At 62.5% G+C, this 19,187-nt stretch carries 20 protein-coding genes and 1 tRNA gene; 18 read left to right on the forward strand and 3 right to left on the reverse strand.

Annotated features, from left to right (window positions below):
• Positions 1–207: 207 nt before the first annotated feature.
• Positions 208–1,068 (reverse strand): hypothetical protein, encoded by an 861-nt coding sequence (locus R2834_18350; protein ID MEZ4702302.1) that lies wholly within the window; start codon positions 1,066–1,068, stop codon positions 208–210.
• A gap of 21 nt (positions 1,069–1,089) precedes the next feature.
• Between R2834_18350 and R2834_18355 the strand changes: the two genes are divergently transcribed.
• From R2834_18355 to R2834_18420, 14 genes are all read left to right on the forward strand, one after another.
• Positions 1,090–1,800 (forward strand): RNA methyltransferase, encoded by a 711-nt coding sequence (locus tag R2834_18355; GenBank protein ID MEZ4702303.1) that lies wholly within the window; start codon positions 1,090–1,092, stop codon positions 1,798–1,800.
• A gap of 70 nt (positions 1,801–1,870) precedes the next feature.
• Positions 1,871–2,428, forward strand: coding sequence for an SRPBCC family protein (locus tag R2834_18360; protein MEZ4702304.1), 558 nt, complete (start codon positions 1,871–1,873; stop codon positions 2,426–2,428).
• Positions 2,429–2,495: 67 nt separating this feature from the next.
• Positions 2,496–3,698: an aspartate aminotransferase family protein gene (locus R2834_18365; GenBank protein ID MEZ4702305.1), complete on the forward strand. Its 1,203-nt coding sequence runs from the start codon at positions 2,496–2,498 to the stop codon at positions 3,696–3,698.
• Positions 3,699–3,721: 23 nt separating this feature from the next.
• Positions 3,722–5,041: an LPS assembly lipoprotein LptE gene (lptE, locus tag R2834_18370; protein ID MEZ4702306.1), complete on the forward strand. Its 1,320-nt coding sequence runs from the start codon at positions 3,722–3,724 to the stop codon at positions 5,039–5,041.
• 89 nt (positions 5,042–5,130) lie between these two features.
• A complete protein-coding gene (locus R2834_18375) occupies positions 5,131–5,460 on the forward strand; it encodes a hypothetical protein (protein MEZ4702307.1) in 330 nt (109 codons plus the stop codon).
• A gap of 18 nt (positions 5,461–5,478) precedes the next feature.
• Positions 5,479–7,125 (forward strand): NFACT RNA binding domain-containing protein, encoded by a 1,647-nt coding sequence (locus tag R2834_18380; protein MEZ4702308.1) that lies wholly within the window; start codon positions 5,479–5,481, stop codon positions 7,123–7,125.
• Between the two features lie 176 nt (positions 7,126–7,301).
• Positions 7,302–8,120 (forward strand): undecaprenyl-diphosphate phosphatase, encoded by an 819-nt coding sequence (locus R2834_18385; GenBank protein MEZ4702309.1) that lies wholly within the window; start codon positions 7,302–7,304, stop codon positions 8,118–8,120.
• A 268-nt stretch (positions 8,121–8,388) separates the two neighbouring features.
• Positions 8,389–9,870 (forward strand): sigma-54 dependent transcriptional regulator, encoded by a 1,482-nt coding sequence (locus R2834_18390; protein ID MEZ4702310.1) that lies wholly within the window; start codon positions 8,389–8,391, stop codon positions 9,868–9,870.
• A gap of 25 nt (positions 9,871–9,895) precedes the next feature.
• On the forward strand, positions 9,896–10,726 hold the full coding sequence (locus tag R2834_18395) for an EcsC family protein (protein ID MEZ4702311.1): 831 nt from the start codon (positions 9,896–9,898) through the stop codon (positions 10,724–10,726).
• Positions 10,727–10,768: 42 nt separating this feature from the next.
• Positions 10,769–12,082 (forward strand): ribosome biogenesis GTPase Der, encoded by a 1,314-nt coding sequence (der, locus tag R2834_18400; GenBank protein ID MEZ4702312.1) that lies wholly within the window; start codon positions 10,769–10,771, stop codon positions 12,080–12,082.
• Between the two features lie 329 nt (positions 12,083–12,411).
• On the forward strand, positions 12,412–13,443 hold the full coding sequence (gene holA, locus R2834_18405) for a DNA polymerase III subunit delta (GenBank protein ID MEZ4702313.1): 1,032 nt from the start codon (positions 12,412–12,414) through the stop codon (positions 13,441–13,443).
• Positions 13,444–13,638: 195 nt separating this feature from the next.
• Positions 13,639–14,217 carry a sigma-70 family RNA polymerase sigma factor gene (locus R2834_18410; protein MEZ4702314.1) on the forward strand — a complete coding sequence of 193 codons (579 nt, stop codon included), beginning with the start codon at positions 13,639–13,641 and terminating at the stop codon, positions 14,215–14,217.
• An 87-nt stretch (positions 14,218–14,304) separates the two neighbouring features.
• Positions 14,305–14,910, forward strand: a complete 606-nt coding sequence (locus R2834_18415) for a hypothetical protein (protein ID MEZ4702315.1) — start codon at positions 14,305–14,307, stop codon at positions 14,908–14,910.
• A 174-nt stretch (positions 14,911–15,084) separates the two neighbouring features.
• Positions 15,085–15,157 (forward strand) — tRNA-Val (locus tag R2834_18420).
• On the opposite strand, the gene R2834_18425 is transcribed toward R2834_18420, so the two are convergent.
• Positions 15,131–15,301, reverse strand: coding sequence for a hypothetical protein (locus R2834_18425; protein ID MEZ4702316.1), 171 nt, complete (start codon positions 15,299–15,301; stop codon positions 15,131–15,133). The two genes, R2834_18420 and R2834_18425, sit on opposite strands and share 27 nt — an antisense overlap.
• Between R2834_18425 and bioD the strand changes: the two genes are divergently transcribed.
• The 3 genes from bioD to R2834_18440 all read left to right on the forward strand — a co-directional run bounded on the left by bioD (position 15,272) and on the right by R2834_18440 (position 17,732).
• Positions 15,272–15,943 carry a dethiobiotin synthase gene (bioD, locus tag R2834_18430; protein ID MEZ4702317.1) on the forward strand — a complete coding sequence of 224 codons (672 nt, stop codon included), beginning with the start codon at positions 15,272–15,274 and terminating at the stop codon, positions 15,941–15,943. The genes R2834_18425 and bioD overlap by 30 nt on opposite strands.
• 75 nt (positions 15,944–16,018) lie before the next feature.
• On the forward strand, positions 16,019–16,792 hold the full coding sequence (gene amrB, locus R2834_18435; GenBank protein MEZ4702318.1) for an AmmeMemoRadiSam system protein B: 774 nt from the start codon (positions 16,019–16,021) through the stop codon (positions 16,790–16,792).
• A gap of 16 nt (positions 16,793–16,808) precedes the next feature.
• Positions 16,809–17,732 (forward strand): DUF2520 domain-containing protein, encoded by a 924-nt coding sequence (locus tag R2834_18440; GenBank protein ID MEZ4702319.1) that lies wholly within the window; start codon positions 16,809–16,811, stop codon positions 17,730–17,732.
• Positions 17,733–17,837: 105 nt separating this feature from the next.
• Here R2834_18440 and R2834_18445 read toward each other — a convergent pair whose 3' ends face one another.
• Positions 17,838–18,407, reverse strand: coding sequence for a hypothetical protein (locus R2834_18445; protein MEZ4702320.1), 570 nt, complete (start codon positions 18,405–18,407; stop codon positions 17,838–17,840).
• A 180-nt stretch (positions 18,408–18,587) separates the two neighbouring features.
• Here R2834_18445 and R2834_18450 point away from each other — a divergent pair, with 180 nt between their 5' ends.
• Positions 18,588–19,106 carry a site-specific integrase gene (locus tag R2834_18450; GenBank protein MEZ4702321.1) on the forward strand — a complete coding sequence of 173 codons (519 nt, stop codon included), beginning with the start codon at positions 18,588–18,590 and terminating at the stop codon, positions 19,104–19,106.
• The last annotated feature ends 81 nt before the right edge of the window (positions 19,107–19,187 follow it).

Below are 19,187 nucleotides of genomic sequence, written 5' to 3' on the forward strand. Positions count from 1 at the left end.
CACTCGAAGCCCCTTACTCACGGATCGTACGCACTATAGCCTCAGGTCTTCCGATGCGGGATACCGGGATGCCGGATCACCGATCAAACGCACGGTATTTCGCCAAGCATCCTGCATCCTGCATCCAGCATCCTGCATCCCGCATCTCGCATCCCGCATCCTGCATCCCGCATCCACCTATCGCCTCGCCAACGTGCGTACCGTCACTCAATCAAACACCCCGGCAGGAATCCCCTCGTTCACCTTGAGGGATTCCGTGACCATCACGGTCGTGATGTCGTTTCCGCCCATCGCGTCGAGCATCTTGCGGAGGGAGGCGCGCTGCGCTTCCGGCACCTGATCGAGCATGGCTTCGATCTGCATCCGCTGGGCCTGCATCTCGGCGCGCTCTTCGGCCGACATCGGATTGTCCATCACCGTCGTCATGCGGTGCGGATAATAGAGAGGGCCGACCGTCTTGAAGTCGGACATCGTCATCTCCATATCCATGTTCCGCTTGCCGGCGCCTGGCTGCGGCTCGACCTCGATCGAAAAGCTCATCCTGCGGAGCACGTATTCTTTCGCGTCGATATACAGCGTTCCCTTGCCGTACACCGTCTCCGCGCTCTGCGAAAGGGCATTGCCCGTGCTGAGGTCCTCCATCAGGGGCTGCAGATCGTCCACGCTGAGCACGAACGTCGCGATGCCGTCCATCTCCTCCTTGCCGACCAGCGTCGCCGTGTCGGAGAGCTTCTCGAACATGCTGGCGTTCATCGACAGCATGTCGGGCGGGGCTGCCGACTCGGCGGCCGCGTTCATCATCTCGGCCATGCCGCCTTCGAAAACCGACCGGGAGCGGAATCCCTCCTTGCCGCCGGTCTTTTCATAGTAGGTCGTCATCTTGTCGAAGGCAGCGAATGCGCCTTCCGGACGCATCACCATTTCCATATTATCTATCTTGGCGATGGCATCGCTGTATCGATCCGACACCTTTTTGAGGATGTCCGCCGCGGATTGCGCGCGCAGCGGTGCGGCCACCGCGAAGCAGAGCGCCAGGAACAGGCCAGCGCGCGTGGAGATCAGACGCATGAGTATAGCAGGTTTGTGAACATGTCAGAACGCGAGAAACGAACGTCAGCGGCTTCCGGATCCACGTCCCGCGTGGAGGCGTTGCCGCCGGCGGTGGTGATCGAGCGCCTTTCGCCCTTCCTCACCGAGCCACGCAAGGAGCGCATCGAGCACGTCCTCGCCGGCCGGACGCATACCGTGGCCACCGTCGTCGAAGGCCTCATCAACCAGGGCAACATCAGTGCCGTGATGCGGAGTGCCGAAGCGCTGGGCTTTCATCGGTTTCATGTCATCGAGGCCCAGGGACACTTCAAACGATCTTCAAGGACGAGCCAGGGGGCGGATAAATGGCTGGATATAACCCGGTGGGAGACCCCCGACGCCTGCGTCGAGAGCCTTCGCGAGGCCGGCTACCGGATCGCGGTGACCCATCTCTCCCCGGACGCGGTCCCGATCGACACCCTCGACTTCACCCGCAAGACGGCGCTCGTGCTGGGCAACGAACAGCACGGCGTCAGTGAACGAATGCGCGAACTGGCCGATACGTGCTGTATGATCCCCATGCTGGGCTTCACGCAGAGCTTCAACATCTCGGTCGCCGCCGCCGTGTCGCTCTATCATGCGTTCCAGGATCGCGTGCGGCGGCAGGGCCGGCAGGGCGACCTGACCGAGGCCGAGCGCGACGCCCTCAGGGCGCGCTACTATGCGCTGAGCGTCAAAAACGCCGATGCGCTGCTCGCCGGCAGCGATTGACGCACGAACCTCATGCCGGCTGCCATGTACAAGACCGACGTCCGTGCACGTCGCACCCAACGCTACACCTATGCGCATACACCGGTTACAGACACTCCAGCGCCTGCCTATCTCGATCGAGGAGGCCTGGGATTTTTTCTCGTCGCCGAAGAACCTGCGCCAGATCACGCCGCACTGGTTGGACTTCCGCATGACCAACGAGGCGCCGGAAGAGATGCGCCCCGGCACCATCCTGAGTTACACGATCCGCCCCGTCCCGCTCATCAACGTGCAGTGGGTGACCGAAATCACCCACATCAAAAAACCGAACTTTTTTGTCGACGAACAGCGGTTTGGGCCATTTAAAATGTGGCATCACGAACACTACTTTCGACCCCACATGGGCGGCGTCGAGGTAGAGGACATCGTGCAGTACGGACTTTACCTCGGCCCGATCGGTACGCTCGCGCACGACCTCTACGTTCGGAGGCGCCTGCACGAGATTTTTACGTTCCGCGCGCAGGTGCTCGAACAGCGATTCGGCCGCTTCGAATCCGAAGCCAAATACGAGAACAGAAAGCAGCAGCGACCCGCCGGACCCAGCAAGCCGCAAGGACCGATCACGCTCAAGGATATCTACGGGGAGTAACCGGTCGCGCTGGCCTCGGGTCGGTTGCGCATCCCGCTCCTCGCCACGCCCAGCCAGCGACCTGAGCATGTCCCAGGACCCCCTCGTTTCACATTTCGGCCGGCATGTCGCCTGGACCAGCGATCATCCGATCGGCCTGACCGTCGTCTCCGCCGAAGGCCCCTATCTGCACCTGTCGGACGGCCGGCGCATCATCGATCTGATCAGCGGCATCGCCGTCTCGTCGCTCGGCCACCGCCATCCCGACGTCACCGCCGCCATCCACGCGCAGGTCGACCGCTACCTGCACGTCATGGTGTATGGCGAATTCATCCAGGAGCCCCAGGTGCGGTTCGCGCGCCGGCTGGCGGAACAGCTCCCGCCGCAACTGCAGGTCGTGTATTTCACGATGACGGGGACCGAAGCGAACGAAGGCGCCCTCAAGCTCGCCAAAAAAGCCACCGGCCGCACGCGCCTCTTCGCCTTCGACCGGTCGTACCACGGCGACACCCATGGCTCGCTCTCCGTCACCGGGCGCAACATCTACCGGGACCCGTTTCTTCCGCTGCTGCCGAACGTGACGTTCCTGCCTTTCAACGAGGTCGAGGCGCTCCGCGCCATCGACACGACCACGGCGTGCGTGATTGTCGAGCCCATCCAGGGCGAAGGCGGCATCCGCGTGCCGTCCCTCGCCTGGATGCAGGCGCTGCGCCGCCGCTGCACCGAGACGGGCGCGTTGCTCATCTTCGACGAGATCCAGACCGGTTTCGGCCGCACGGGCGCCCTCTTCGCCTTTGAACACTTCGGCGTCGTGCCGGATATCCTGACGGTGGCGAAAGCGATGGGCGGCGGGATGCCGCTGGGCGCTTTCATCTCCAGTTCCGCCGTGATGGGCGTCCTGCGTAACGATCCTCCGCTGAGCCACGTTACTACGTTTGGCGGGCACCCCGTGTCGTGCGCGGCCGCCGCCGCGGCGCTCGATGTCCTGCTCGCCCACGACCTGCCGGCCCGCGCCCGCGCGCTCGAAGAGCGGATTCGGGAACGACTTGTCCATCCACTCATTCGAGAGGTGCGCGGACGGGGCGCGATGCTGGGCATGGAACTCGTGAACGCCGCCACGACCGAACAGGTCGTGCGGACCTGCCTCGAGGCCGGCGTCCTCCTCGGATGGACGCTGCACGCCGACGCCCTCGTCCGCATCGCGCCTCCGCTGACGATCCCGACGGACGTGCTCGACCGCGCGCTCGGCGTCATCCTCGGGGCGCTCGATCAGGCCGCATCACCGCTGTAATCCCTATTTTCCCGCACGTGCGCATGACGTTCTTATCCCGACTCCTCCTGTTCACCGTCACCATCACCCTGGCGGCCGGCTGCGTCAGTACGCAGAAGCGGTTCGAGCGCGCGATCGACCTGGAAGAACGCGGCCAGTACGCCGACGCCGCCAGCTATTACATCCAGGTCCTCCGCAAGGAACCGGATCGCGAGGAAGCCCGGCAGGGCCTCGAGCGCGTGGGCGCCATCGCGATCGACAACCACTACGACGAGGCGCGGACGCTCGAAGCCCAGGGAGCGTTCGAGCGCGCCATGGGGTCGCTCGACGCCATGCGGTCACTCTACGAAAGCGCGCGCGACGTCCGCGTCCAGCTCAACATGCCGCCGGATTACGACCAGTACCGCGCCAACCTGAGCACGGCCGCGATCCGGGCGTTGATCCAGAGCGGACAGCGCGCCGAGGATGCCGGCGACTGGGAAGAAGCCCTGAAGATCTACGAAAACGTCGAAAAACGGTACGATCTCCCGATCCAGCAGCAGGAAGAAGTGCTGCTCGCAAAAGCCCGCGTGCATGTGCGGTGGGGCGAGCAGGAAATGAGCCGGGAATACTACCGGGTCGCCTACGACCACGGCACCGCGGTCGTGTCCATGCTCGGCCCGAATCACCCGCGCGCGCAGCAAGGCATCGACCTCCAGCAGGAAGCCCTCCGGCTCGGCACCCGAGACATTGCGTTCCTGCCCCTTTACCCCTCCGAACAGGCCGAAGAGACGGCGCCCGCCGGCATCGTGAGCGCGCTGAACGACATGCTCATCTTCGATTTCTGGGAAGAGCCTCCGATGTTCCTGCATCTCTCGGATCCGGTGGAGCTGCGCCGCGAGCTGCGCCGGCTGCGCTACGACACCCAGGTCGTCTCCCGCTCGGAAGCGGCTGAAATCGGCCGGGCTCTGGAATCCGACATGGTCGTCGTCGGCGAGATCGTGCGGCTCCAGTACGAGGAGTCGCGCGTGAAGGAACGGGCGAAAGAAGCCAGCACGCGCGGGCCGGCGCCGATCGATACGACGTACATCGAGAAGAGCTTTACCTACCGCCTCGTCGCGGAAGTATCCTACAGCATCATCGACACGGACTCGCGGCGCGAACTCACCTCGGGCACCGTCACCGCCGACGTCACCAAAGGCATGACGCGCGGCGTCTATGCCGGCGACTACCGCGACCTCGACCTGTCCCGCAGCGAACGCCAGCTGTTCGATGAAGAAGAACTGACCCAGACCGAACGCGACATGGAAGACGATTTGCTCGACAAACTCGCACCCCGCATCGCCGATCGTATATTCGAAGGATTGCTCAAGCAGATCAAATAGGTTTAAGGTTCGAGGTCGAAGGGTCAACGTGGCCTGAACGCCTTGACGAAAAACCTCGAACATTGCACCTGAAACCTTAAACACCTTCCATGAAGTGGCTCAAGGACGTAGTGCTGGATATCGCGATCACGGTGTTTATCGTGCTCGCCACGACCGGGATGGTCTCCTGGGCGCAATGGGTGGTGTTTATCTATACGCCGTTCATGCTGGCCATCAAGGCGCTCGCGTTTTTCGGAGGAGGCGTCGGGCAGGTGAGCCGGCAGCGTAAAAAGGCGGACGACGCCCCGCCGGCGCTCTTTTTCCATGCGCTCTACGCCATCAACGTGACCCTGCTCGCACTCAACACCTGGTGGATCAGCGCCGGGCAGTGGGCGCTCATCTGGCTCTTTTCCTTTCTCGTCGAACGGCGTGGAGGATGATGCGTCCGCGCATCCGGCATGCTGACGAACTACTACACGCTCCGCGCGCTGAGCGCCGAATGGAACGATGCGCTCGCTGGCAGCATCCTCGGCGACGCATACTCGCAGTCCAAAGACGAATGCACCCTCGCGCTGGCCAACCCGGCCACGACCTGGATGCTGCGGATCTCCACCCGTCGCGCCTTTCCGTACGCGTTTCGCTCCGAAGGCTATAACCGCGCCCGCCGCAACGTCGCCACGCTTTTCGCCTCCGCGCTCGACGCCCGGATCGAACGTATCCGCCTGGCGGAGCGCGACCGGGTGCTTTTCCTGGATTTCGCCGACGGCCGCTGGATGCAGGTCCAGCTCTTCGGGCCGCGGCCCAATGTCCTCCTCGTCCGCGCGGACGGCACCATCGAGGAAGCCTTCCAGCACCACGGCCTGCTCGAAGACGAGCCGGCCCCGATGCCCACGCCGGCGCCGGATGTCGATACGCCGGATGCGTTCGCGTCCCGCTGGCCGGCACGCGACAAGGATCTCGCGCGGGCCCTCAGCCGGGCCCTCCCCCTGTTCGACCGGGATCTCGCGGAAGAGGCGATCCGCCGCGCCGGCCTCGCCCCCACGGCATCGGCCGCATGCTCGGCGCCCCAGCTCGAACAGCTTTTTTCCGCTGCACGCGCCGTCGAGGCCGACCTCGCGACGCCCCGCCCCACCCTCTACTGGCGCGGCGATGTGCCCGACGCCTTTGCCCTGATCCCACTCCTCGCACGCGCCGGGCAGACGTCGGAGGCCTTCGACACGACCGATCACGCGCTGGCCGTGTTCGTGCGCCGCCGCCTGGCGCAGGAGCAATACATCGAGGTATTCCTCCCGCTCGAACGCCAGCTCGCCCAGGCCGCCGCGCACTACCGCCAGAGCGGAGCGAAAATGCTCGAATCCCTTACACAGGAAAGCCGCGCCGAACGGTACGAACGCTGGGGGCACTTGCTCATGGCCCAGCCGGCGCCGGCATCGAGCGCCGGCGATGCCGTGACGGTGACGGACCTGTTCGGCGACCAGCAGCCGGTCGTGATTCCCCTCCAGCCCGAACGCACGCTGCTGGAAAATGCCCGGACCTATTACGAGAAGGCGCGCCTCACCCGCGAGGCGCGGGCGCACGCGGAAGCGCGGCTCGATAGCGTCGAGCGGCAGGCGGGCGAAGCCGAGCGCCTCCTCGCCGCACTCCGCGAGCAGCACACCGCAGCCGATGTACGCCAGTTCATGAAGGACGAAGCCGACGCCATCGCCCCGTTTACCGCCTCCGGCGCCCCCACGATCGATCGGCTGCCGTTTCGGCGCTTCGATCTCGGACATGGGTACGAGGTGTGGGTGGGCAAAAGCGCGCAACAAAACGACGTGCTGACGTTTCAACACGCAAGAAAATTCGATCTCTGGATGCACGCGCGCGGCGTGCCGGGATCGCACGCCGTCCTGCGCCGGCCCGGACGCACCGTACCGGTGCCACGCCCGATCCTGGAACAGGCTGCCGGCATCGCCGCCTATTTCAGCAAGGCGAAGGGCAGCACCCTCGTACCCGTCATCATCGCCGAGCGCAAATTCGTACGCAAGCCGAAGGGCGCGGCGCCGGGCGCCGTGCTGGTCGAGCGCGAACAGGTCGTGCTCGTGCCGCCGGCGCTGCCCGAATGAGCCCTTCATGAGATCAGGTTAATTGATCGAGAAAGATCCGCAAACACCCGCCGAACGAACGAGTCTACTGTGACGATTCAACCATACAAGGTTCGCGCCCGCGACACGTACCATGCGTTGGCCTTAGGCCCCAACCAGACGTCCGCGCCCCGCAACCTGCAATCCGAAGTATCTATATGAACTGGTGGGAAGCGGCGATTCTTGGACTGATTCAGGGGCTAACGGAATTTTTACCGATCTCTTCCTCCGGTCATCTCGTGCTGGGCGAATACCTCCTCGGGTTGACGAACCAGGACGCCCAGGGCGTGACCTTCGAGGTTTTCGTGCATTTCGGCACCGCGCTCAGCATCATCACCGTTTACCGGAGCCGGATCCTGGAGCTGATCGCCGGGACGGCGCGCGCGCTCGCGAAGCCGGCGCAATTCGCCGCGTCGTACCGCGAAAACGATTCGTTCCGCACGGCCCTGTTCATCCTGCTGACCATGATCCCTACGGGCCTGACGTACATCATGCTCAAGGACTTCCTCGAGGCCCGCTTCGACGATCCCCGTTTCACGTGTTCGATGCTCATCGTGACCGGGATCCTGCTGATGTTGACCGTGCTGCGCAAGAATCCGTCCGGCCCCATCACCCCGCTGAAAGCCCTCATCATCGGTATCGCCCAGTCGGCGGCCATGATCCCGGGCATCTCCCGATCGGGCTCTACCATCTGCGCCGCGCTGTATCAAAATGTCACCCCGCAACGCGCGGCGGATTTCTCGTTTCTGATGCTGCTTCCCGTCGTGCTCGGGGCCACGCTGATCCAGGGGCTCGAAGTGATGGATACCGGGATCGGCATCGGCTGGGACAGCCTGCTGCTCGGTACCGTGGTGGCCTATGTTTCCGGCATCGTGGCCATCAAAGTCGTGATCGATTTTGTTCGACGTGGCAACCTCCAGTATTTTGCCTATTATTGCTTCCTCGTAGGCGCACTCGGTCTCTGGCTCATCCGATAACCCGTGCGCGGGACGAATCGTCCCGCTTTTTCAGCCCAGGCAACAAATCACGGGTATTTGAGCTATAAGGCGCTATATGTGCCGCGTGAGATAGCTATGTTGTTGCCAGGCTGGAGCTCCACCAGCCCCCCTCCGTGCCCACGCGTTTGCCTCCATCCTCCGCAACGCGATGAGCCCAACGGTCTGAATCTCCATTGATGTCGGCCGGCCCGGTAGGATTCCCAGGCCGCCTTTTCGCGTTTCCCCCCACGATAATATTTACAGTCCCATGCGATTCAGGATTTTCGTTGTCGACGACGACCATCATTACGCCCGCATGATCAGCTACCACCTGGACAAAAATCCGGAGTATGAGGTGGCGGTCTATGCGAATGGCAACGAAATGCTCGAACAGCTCGACGAACAGCCGCATCTCGTCGTGCTGGACATCATGATGCCGGGCATCGGGGGGATAGAAACGCTGAAGAGCATCAAGCGGCGATATCCCGACCTGCCGGTGATCATGATGTCCGCCCAGGGCGTGGTCGACACGGCCGTCGAAGCCATGAAAGCCGGGGCCTACGACTACATCACCAAGGGGCGCGACGACCTCAACAAGCTGTCGATCGTCGCCAAAAACGCGCTCGACAAGGTGTCCATGTCGCAGGAGTTGGAAAACCTGCGCGAGGAGGTATCGGCACACTATAACATCGAGGGCCTCATCGGCGAGAGCCCGGCCATGCAGTCTGCCTACCGGCTCATCCACAAGACGCTGCGGGGCGACCTCACCGTCGCCATCCAGGGCGAGAGCGGCACGGGCAAGGAACTCGTCGCCAAGGCCATCCACTACAACTCGGCGCGCAAAAACGGGCCGTTCGTGGTGGTCAACTGCGCCGCGATCCCCCGGGAACTCATGGAAAGCGAGTTCTTCGGCCACGAGAAGGGATCGTTCACCGGCGCCCACGCCCGCAAGATCGGCAAGTTCGAACAGGCCGACGGCGGCACGATCTTCCTGGATGAAATCGGGGAGCTGAACCTCGACCTTCAGGCCAAACTCCTCCGCGCGCTCCAGAACTTCGAGATCACCCGCGTCGGCGGGAACGACACGATCCGGTTCGACGCCCGCGTCATCTCGGCCACCAACCGCGATCTCATCCCCATGATTCGCAAAGGGGATTTCCGGGAGGATCTCTATTACCGGCTCTGCCAGTTCCCGATCCAGCTCCCGCCGCTCCGCGAGCGCGGGCAGGACATCCTGCTCCTCGCCCACACGTTCCTGAGCAGCTACCTGAACGCCCACTCGGATTTTAAGGGCAAAAAGCTCTCGTCCGAGGCGCGGAAAGCCATCCTCAACTATCCGTGGCCCGGCAACGTCCGCGAGCTGAAAAGCGCCATCGAACGCGCGATCCTGATTTCGGACAGCGACGAAATCAGCGTCGAGGACCTGATGCTCCACGAGCGCACGATGATCTCGCCCTGGGCGGATCGCGCGGCCGGCCCCTCGGCGCCGGCCGCAGCCGAAACGCGCCCCCGGCCGAAAACGCAACATCACGAATCCGAAAACGGTATAGAGGTGGAAATCGAACAGGTGGCCGGCGTCGCCCTCGGGCACAACGGCACCGACATCGTCCCCCTCGAGGAACTCAAACAGCTCGCCGTCGAACGCGCCTACCGCATCTGCGACGGGAACGTCGACAAAGCGGCGGTCGAACTCGGCATCGGACGCGCCACCATGTATCGGTTGCTGAAGAAGTACGAACTGATCGGATAACTCCCGCGTGCATGCCGCAAGGCGCATGAACAGGTACCCTATGCGGCTCTCGGCCTACGAAAAAGAAGTCCAGCGCGAACTGGAGAAGTGGCAACATGGCGACGCCTCGTTCCTCGTCAAGGCGCTGAGCTGGGCGATGCAGCCCATGGACTGGGTGGTGGAACGCGTCGTGCCGGCCGATGTCATCGACCAGGCCAGCGCGGCGATCGAGCAGTTTCTGTCGATGCTCAACAACGCCTCGGCGTGGACGTTCGAGCCGGCGGACATCCTCACGGAAGCCCGCGAGCGCGGGCTCGACGTGGAAGACCTGAAGGAACTGCGCGACGAGCCGATCGAGAAGCTCGACGAAATCGCCCGGAGTTTCTTTAACCAGAACGCCCTCCTCGCCGCCGTCGAAGGAGGCGGGACCGGCCTCGGCGGCGCGGTCTTCATCGCGGCGGATATTCCCCTGCTCTTCGGGATCAACCTCCGGCTCATCCAGCAGATCGGCGCGTCGTACGGCTTCGAACTGCGCGGGCCGGCCTTCCAGCCGCTGGTGCTCTCCATCTTCAACGTGGCCGCCAGCAACGAACAACGCTCGAAAAACGAGGCGCTGCGCGAAATCAGCGTCGCCGCCGCCGCGCTGGCCAACAACCTCGAATACAAGGGCCGCGTCACCGGCACGTTCCGCGACCAGAACCGTCACCTCCCCCGCGAAATCGCCAAAAACATCCTCGGACGCAAGATCGCGCAGGCCATCCCCATCGCCGGCGCGGCGGTCGGCGCCGGCATCAATTACTGGTTCACCACCGAGACGGCCGAAACCACCTACATGCTCTTCCGCGCGCTCTACCTAGAACGAAAACAGCGGCTCTGAGTACACTGGCCTCTTTGGTCCCTTTCCCGATCGTCCAACCCGATGCCCCTAGTCGCCATCGTCGGCCGCCCCAATGTGGGTAAGTCGACCTTTTTCAACCGGCTCATCGAATCCCGTCAGTCCATCGTGCACGATGAACCCGGGGTCACGAGAGACCGGATTTACGGCAATACCGAGTGGAACGGCGTCGAGTTTGCCGTGACCGACACCGGCGGCTATGTGGCCCATTCCGACGACCGGTTCGAGAAAGCGATCCGGGAGCAGGTTGAAATCGCCACGGAGGAAGCCGACCTCGTTCTGTTCGTCGTCGATGTCACCACCGGCATCACCGGCCTCGATGAAGAGCTGGCCGGCATGCTCCGACGCTCCCAGACGCCCGTCCTCGTGCTGGCCAACAAGGCGGATAACGCCGAGCGCCGCTGGGGCACGAGCGAATTCTACCAGATGGGATTCGAGGACATCTTCCCCATCAGCGCCCTGAACGGCTCCGGCACGGGCGAGTTGATGGATGCCATCGTCGAGCGGCTTCCCGCGCCGGCCGTGCGCGACGAGAAGGACGAACGCCCGCGCATCGCCCTCATCGGCCGGCCCAACGTCGGCAAGTCGTCCCTGACCAACGCGTTGCTCGATCAGAACCGCTCGATCGTCACCGAAATCAGCGGCACGACGCGCGACGCGATCGACGCGAGTTTCAAATACCACGGGCGCGAGATCGTGCTCGTCGACACCGCCGGGCTTCGCAAGCGCGCGCGCGTGACGGAGAACGTCGAGTTCTACGCCCAGCTCCGTACCGAGCGCGCCATCCAGGAGTGCGACGTCGCCGTCCTGCTCGTGGATGCCACGATGGGGCTCGAAACGCAGGACATTCGCGTGCTGAAGCAGGCCGAGGAGATGAAGAAAGGGCTCGTCGTCGCGATCAACAAGTGGGACCTCATCGAGAAGGAGACCAATACGGCGCGCGATTTCACCACGGACATGCACGAGCGGCTCAAGACCCTGAGCTATGTCCCCGTCATCACCATTTCCGCCGTCACCAAGCAGCGCGTCCACAAACTGCTCGATACCGCGCTGGAGGTCGCCGAGCGCCGCTCGACGCGCATCCCGACAAGCCGGCTGAACGAGGCGATGCTCGACGCCATCGGCCGCGCCGCGCCGCCCATGTACCGGAATCGCCCCGTCAAGATCAAATACGTGACGCAGGTGCACGAGCGTCCGCCCGTCTTCACGTTCTTCTGCAATTTCCCGCAGGGCATCGCCGAATCGTATCGGCGGTATCTGGAAAATCAGCTCCGCAAGGCCTTCCCGCTCGAAGGGGTACCCGTGACCATCCACTTCAAAGCCAAGTCGACGCGGTAACGCCGCCGCCGGCGTATACGAAACCGGCCCGTCCCTTCGTTATCTCTTCACGCCGAGGCGCAGACATCCCCCGGATGCGTGCGATCGAGCGCGCCGGCCCCTATCTTGGTCGGCAGCGCGCACGCCCGAACGATGCCGCTGAGCCGATGCGGACCGCGCCCCCGTCGAGGCCTGGGCTTTGTTGGCGGTACACCGCGCCCTGAACCTCGAAGCCGGAGCGTATGCTCCGAGCTTTCGGCAGCCGGCACTAGGTGTCGCGCCGCTTCGACGGGTAGTATACACACAGGTACCGATACAGCGCGTTCGCGGCCACGCAACCGGAATAAACGATGGCAGCTTCAGGTCAAACATACGAGCAGCTCGATACCGCCTTCAGGCATCGCAACTTCAAGCCGCTGTATTTCATCTACGGCGATGAGCGGTTCCTGATGGACGAATTGCAGCGGCAGCTCATTGCGAACAGCCTGGAAGAGCACGAACGCGCCTTCAATCTGGATATCGTGTACGGCAACGACACCGACGCCCCATCGGTCCTGGCCCTGTGCGCCAGTTATCCGGTGATGGCGGAACGACGCGTCGTCATCGTGCGCGAGTTCGACCAGCTGAAAGAAAGTCAACGTTTTGCGGCCTATGCCGAGCACCCAAACCCGACCGCGATTGTCTTACTGTTGTGCGGCAAAAAACCGAACCTGTCCGCACACCCCTATCGCGGGCTGAAGGCGCACGCGGAATGGGCCGAGATCAAGCCGCTGTACGACAATCAGATGCCGGGGTGGCTCCAGAAACAGGTGCAGGCCCGAGGCTACACCATTACGCCGGAGGCGGTGCACATGCTGGCGGATTACATCGGCGTGAACCTGCAGGCCGCGGTGGTGGAAATCGACAAACTGATTACGTACGCCGGCGACCGGAAAGCCATCACGGGCGACGACGTTGTGCGCGCGAGTGGACAGACGCGCGAGTTTAATGTCTTCGAATTGCAACGCGCCATCGGCGAATACCGCTATTCTGACGCACTCCGGACAGCGGAACGGTTGTTGCGCCAGGCATCTAATCAGAGGGGCGAGGCGCTGATGATCGTGTCGGTGCTTACCTCCTACTTCACGAAACTCTGGAAACTGCACGGTATACAGGGCCGAGGCATAACGGACAAAGAAATTGCAGCGCGAGTTGGAATTTCTCCTTACTTTATAAAGGAATACCAGCAAGTGATACGCCATTTCAATAGATACGCGGTAGAACGAGCGTTTGCATCTTTGCTCGCTGCCGATTATGAATTGAAGGGTGGATCGGGCCGCGACGAGCGGCTGGTGCTGGCACTGCTGATGCGTCGGCTGGCCCAGAGGCCGGCAGAGGCGTGACAGAAAAACCCGCCAAAGGTACGGGTTGTAACGATATAGCTACAGGATAGACATACCAGCTGACAGTTTGACATCCATGTCGCCGACTGTCACTGATCGATAGAGCGCACTATGACAACGACACCGTCGAAAAAGTTAAAGGACGTCGTCCTTCGGAAGCCACAGGCGAACCGGCACTTTGAATCGCTCGCTACCATGAGTGACGAGGATTTGATGTCGTACTTCCAGGCAGGTACCGTTGAGGCGTTTGACATTCTCGTAAGCCGGTACAAAGACCCGCTGACGAACTACATCTATCGGTTCCTGGGGGACATGAAGGAGTGTGAAGACCTCCTTCAGGAGACCTTCCTCCGCGTCTATCGCAACCGGCATTCCTACCGCCGCATTGCGAAATTCTCCACGTGGCTGTACACCATCGCCGGCAACCTCGCGCGCTCGGAATACCGCAAGCGCAAGCGCCGTCGTCTGTACTCCCTCCAGTCCGTCAACCGGGACGAGGAAGAGTACGAGGTGGAGATTCCAGACGAAACATTCTCTCCGGACAAGCATACCGAAAGTACCATACAGGATCGCCATATCCAGGAGGCGCTTCGGCAGATTCCCGAGGAGTTTCGCGAGGTCGTCGTTTTGCGCGACGTGCAGCAGCTGGCGTACGAGGAGATCGCGGAGATCACCGGCCTCCCCATGGGGACGGTCAAGAGCCGCATCAACCGCGGACGCACCAAGCTCCAGACGCTCCTCAAAGACGTTTACGTGCCCCACGAAGCGAACTGATCCCTGAGCGGGGTTGGATCCCTGGATTGTCGCGGCGAGTGCTACTTCCTGGATGTACACGGTACGTTTCAGTAAGCAGGTCTTGCTATGACCGACGGATACCACGACACGGAAGACGACGATTTTTCGGATCTAGACGAATGGCTCTGTGAGTACGTGGACGGCACGATCGATCCAGCGGCTCGCAATGCCCTCGAGGAGTGTATGCGGGTGAACCCCGCGCTCGCTCGTCACGTCCAGCACCTGCTCCAGGCGCGAAACCTGCTATGCCGCTATGGATGCCGGCACCAGGCGCCGCATGGTCTTCAACCGAGGATCCACGAGCGCCTCGCGCTGGAATCCTGTCTGGCGCCGGTCCACGGAACCGCCTCGCTCGCTTCGCGCCTGGGCATGCTGGCCACCGTCTCCTCGATCGTCGCGCTCTCCATCCTGATGGGGAACCTGGACGCCTTCCGAGAACCCGATCGAGCCCCCCACGCGCAAATCGTCGAGCCCCAACCTTTCCGCCCAACCCGCTCCGCAACACGCGCCTCATACCTCCCCGCCCACGCCGGCCTCCGCCCTTCGGCCCCGTCCTTCGCCCTCCTCAGCACCGTCCCCCGCAAGTATCCCCAGGTGCCCCAGGCGCTCCTCCTCGAAACCACCGCCGAGTACCCCCCCGCCCCCGCAGCCGACCCGCCGACGGCCCCCTGACCCCGCCGCATCGCGACACCCGCTACGCGCATCCTGCGAAAGGTAACGACAGGTAGAAGCGCGTTCTTTTACATACCACGCGAAACCTGCACTGACGCATGAGGGTTTTGTGTTGACTTTACGACGGCAAGGGCGTACAATCTGCCCCTCCGTGGCCGAACAGATCGGCTATCAGGGCCCTTAGCTCAGCGGTTAGAGCGCTCGCCTCACACGCGAGAGGTCACAGGTTCGAATCCCGTAGGGCCCACTCCCTGAACATGACGTCCTCGTGGCGGCCGGCCACCCGGATCGCCCCCCGCGCATCTCTATGGCTGATGGACTCTTCCTCGTAGGCACGGACCGCGATGTAGGCAAAACCATCATCGGCGTCGGCCTCGTTGGATTGCTGCACGAGATGGGGGTGGACGCCACGCTCCTCACGCCCATCTCCACCGGCGGCTCCGTCGAACGTGCGACCGATCTGCTCCGAAGAATCGGGATCAAAACCCCGAAACGCCTCATCAGCCCGGTCTCATACGAAACGCTCGCTTCGCCGTATGTCGCGAGCCAGGTGGAACGCCGCCCCGTCGATATGGAGCGAATCTGGGAAGCCTACACGGAACTCCGCGAACAGGGGAAATTTGTCGTCGTCGAAGGCGGGGGGCTGATGGTGCCCATCACCAGCCGGTATGCGCTGGTGGACCTGCTTAAAGACTTCGACCTTCCGTCGATTATTATTGGTAAAACGGCGCGCGGCACGTTGAACCACTGTATCCTGACGCTGCGCATGATGCTGGCGTTTGGGCTCCCCCCCCGTGGCTTTATCCTCAACGGGTACGGCCAGTTCGGCGACGGATTTGCCGAGTCGCTGAACCCGGACGTCCTCGAAGAATTGACCCACCCCCTGAAGGTCCTCGCCGTCCTGGAATGGAGACCGGAGTACCAAGAGAACCCCGAGGCGTTTATCCGTTCGCTGAAACAACAGGAGCGCATCATGTCGCTTCTGGAAGAACTCGTTTCCAAGGATTTCCAAGATCCTGCGCGAGATCGCTAGCTCACCTCCGTTCTGTCCATCTTGCTGAACGGCCAGGAGCCGATTGCAGCGCAGTTCACGTTTAGACTAACACGTATGGTAATTTACGAAGGGGCTGTGTATCCCACGCAGCCGAAACCACTCCGCAGCCACATCCAGCTTCTCCTGGATCGCGCCGCGGCGCCCCGCATCGACGGGGAAGTGCTCGCTCTGATCGTTCCCGACAACAACCTGCTGGCCGGCGGATCGGTCGCCGCCCAGATCTACAAGAGTGTGGCCAACGAGTCGTTCGATACGGTCGTGCTCATTTCGCCGAGCCATTCGGGCGCGTTCGAGAAGATCACGATCTGCAGCCTCGAGTCGTACCACACCCCGCTGGGCGATCTGCCGATCAATGTGGAAGTATGCAACGAGTTGTGCGACGAAGACGACGACATCTTCCTCGACAACACCGGGCACTTCCATACGGCCGGCATCGATGTGCAACTGCCTTTTCTCCAGGTGCTCCACGGATCGTTCAAGATCGTACCGATCGTGATGGGCGATGAGCGGCCGGCGTTCTGTACCGAGCTCGGTTCGGCCGTGGGTGAGGTGATGTTCAACCGCCGCACGCTCGTCGTCGCGTCCGTCGACATCGTCCGCAGCACGCCCGACAGCCTGGGCGCGCTCAAGAGCCTCTTCGAGGCCGGCGACGTCCAGGGGCTCATGGCCCTGCTCAATGGGTCCGACATCGAGGTCCGCGGCAAGGGCGGTCTCATGGTCGCCCTGATCGCCGCCCTGCACCGCCGGGCGCGCCACATGAAGGTGCTGCACACGGATCTTCCGGACAGCAGCCATCCGGGCTTCTTCGGCGCTATTCTTTACCGATAGGACGGAAGCGCTTCCGATGTCCGTTCCGCTCGATCCGGAGCCGCTCGCCTGCGCGCGCATCGCCATCGTCGGCGCCGGCGCCGTGGGCACAGCCCTCGCACGAAGGCTCCACGATAGCGGATACGGCATCGCGGCCGTCATAAGCCGGGACCCCGCGCGCGCCGCGCACCTCGCCGCGGGCGTAGGAGCCGCGTCGGGCACGTCCGTCGCCGATGTGCCGGCCGACGTCGACGCCGTGTTCTGCTGCGTGCCGGACGACGCGCTGCCGGCGGTCGACCAGGCTCTTGCCCTGTCGCGGCCATCCTGGACGAACGCGCTGGTCGCCCACACCTCCGGAGCCTTGCCGGCCTCGGCGCTGCGGCATGCCGCATCCGCCGGCGCCGCCGTGCTGAGTTTCCATCCGGTTCAGACCTTTCCGCCCGGTACCTCTCCCGACGTCTTCGCCGGGATCTATGTGGGCATCGAAGGCGATCCGAAAGCCGTGGCGGCGGCCGAATCGATGGCCCGCCGCATCGGCGCCCACCCGCTCCGGATCGATCCGGCCGACAAGCCGGCCTATCACCTCGCCTGTTCGCTGGCCGCAAACTATCTGACGACCGTGCTGCATGTGGCGGGCGAGGCGCTGGCGCCGCTGGGTCTGGACGCCGGCGAGGCGCAGCAAGTGCTGGCGCCGCTCGTCGAAAGCGCCGTAAGGAATGCCCGCTCGCTTACGCCGGCTCGCGCACTGACGGGACCGCTCGTTCGCGGCGACGCCGGCACGCTCGACGTCCATCTCCAGGCACTGGCCGACATCGCGCCGGCACGCATCCCGCTCTACCTCGAACTCGCCGCAGAGACGCTCCGGATGTCTGTCGACGCAAACCGGGTGCCGGCGGAAAAGGCTAAGTCAGTCGCCGCCCTGTTAGATGCGTGGCGCAGGAGACTGCGCGACGCCGGCTAGCAGCGGTTCGAACTCAGTGCAGGATCGTGCACGAATGGACAACATAATGTCCTTTATGTTGTCTATTAGTTACGCATCACTTACAACACCCCTGACACCGTATCCCTAATCAGCCTTGCCAAACTTCCATGGTTGAATGTAGGCGCGAGTCGCAAGGACAAAGAACAGCACGAGAGACCCGACAACTGCCACTTGCATCCAAACGGATAATTGAGGTTGCCAAGGAATAACAACGCCAAGAACACCCAGTCCCGTCGCAATGGTAGTAATGCCCAGATTACCGGTAATGCTCAGGCGCTGCCGTGCCTTGGGTGTATCCATGAACTCCTCCCACAAGAGAGCCTTATCGGGCCACAAACATTGTTCTCGAATAACTGGCTCCAGATGATAGCGAATATAGAATCCAATTCTCTTGATTGAGAAGCTATAGCTCGCCGTCAGGAAGTCAAGAAATATCGCTGCAAATGCTGGAACTACAAGGACTGATGGCGGGACCTTGTCGATGTTCGCGACGAGTACTCCAACTGCAGTACTCACGAAGGTAACTTTTGCAACAATGATCTGCGCCCGAAGCTTTTGACTCTCAAGAAGCTCTTTCCGGAGCTCTGTGGCCAGATTCCATGCCAGTTGGCCGGAGAGATCAGTTTTCAAGGTTTTCTTCTTACTACTTGACATGTATTTCTCTCTCGATCTTCCCGGCCCTTGGCTTGGTTCTTCTGCAACTCATTCATGCGGTCATCGCTGAGCATCCCCAATGTATAATACCGGTAATGCCGATCCAAAGATTGGTATCAAACAATCCCATTGAGTACGAGTCCCATAAAAGAGGTTATGATATAGCTATTTTTGATTCTTATGGCCGCCGATCTCGTACCCCAACCGAACACGAATCTCGCCCCCCGTCAAGGGTTTATCCTGCCGGGGGCGATCGCGCGCGCCGGACGCGCTGCCCAGGAGGGCTTCCTCGAGTTCTTCTTCGCCTCGATCCGCAACACGAACACGCGCGAGGCCTACGCACGCGCCGTCCGGGATTCTTTCGCCTGGTGCGAGGAGCGCGGCGCGGAGCTCGATCAGATCTCTCCCCTACTCATCGCGGCTTATATAGAAAAGCAACCGGGATCGGCGCCAACCGTCAAGCAGCACCTGGCCGCGCTCCGAATGCTCTTCGACTACCTGGTCGTCAGGCAGATTATCCCCACCAATCCGGCGGCCGCCGTCAAGGGGCCGAAGCATGTCGCCCGGGAAGGCAAGACGCCCGTGCTCTCCACCGCCCAGGTGCGCGACCTCTTCGGGGCGATAGACATAACAAAAATAAGCGGGCTGCGCGACCGAGCGCTCATCGGGGTGTACAGCGACACCCTAATATATAGCTAAGGCGACACCTACTTTTACGCAGCTTCTCAGAGAAGCCATTACGTTCTGCTTCCCCCTGAATATCACGGAAGCGGGTTATGG

Source organism: Rhodothermales bacterium, from assembly GCA_041391505.1.
Classification (GTDB): domain Bacteria; phylum Bacteroidota; class Rhodothermia; order Rhodothermales; family JAHQVL01; genus JAWKNW01.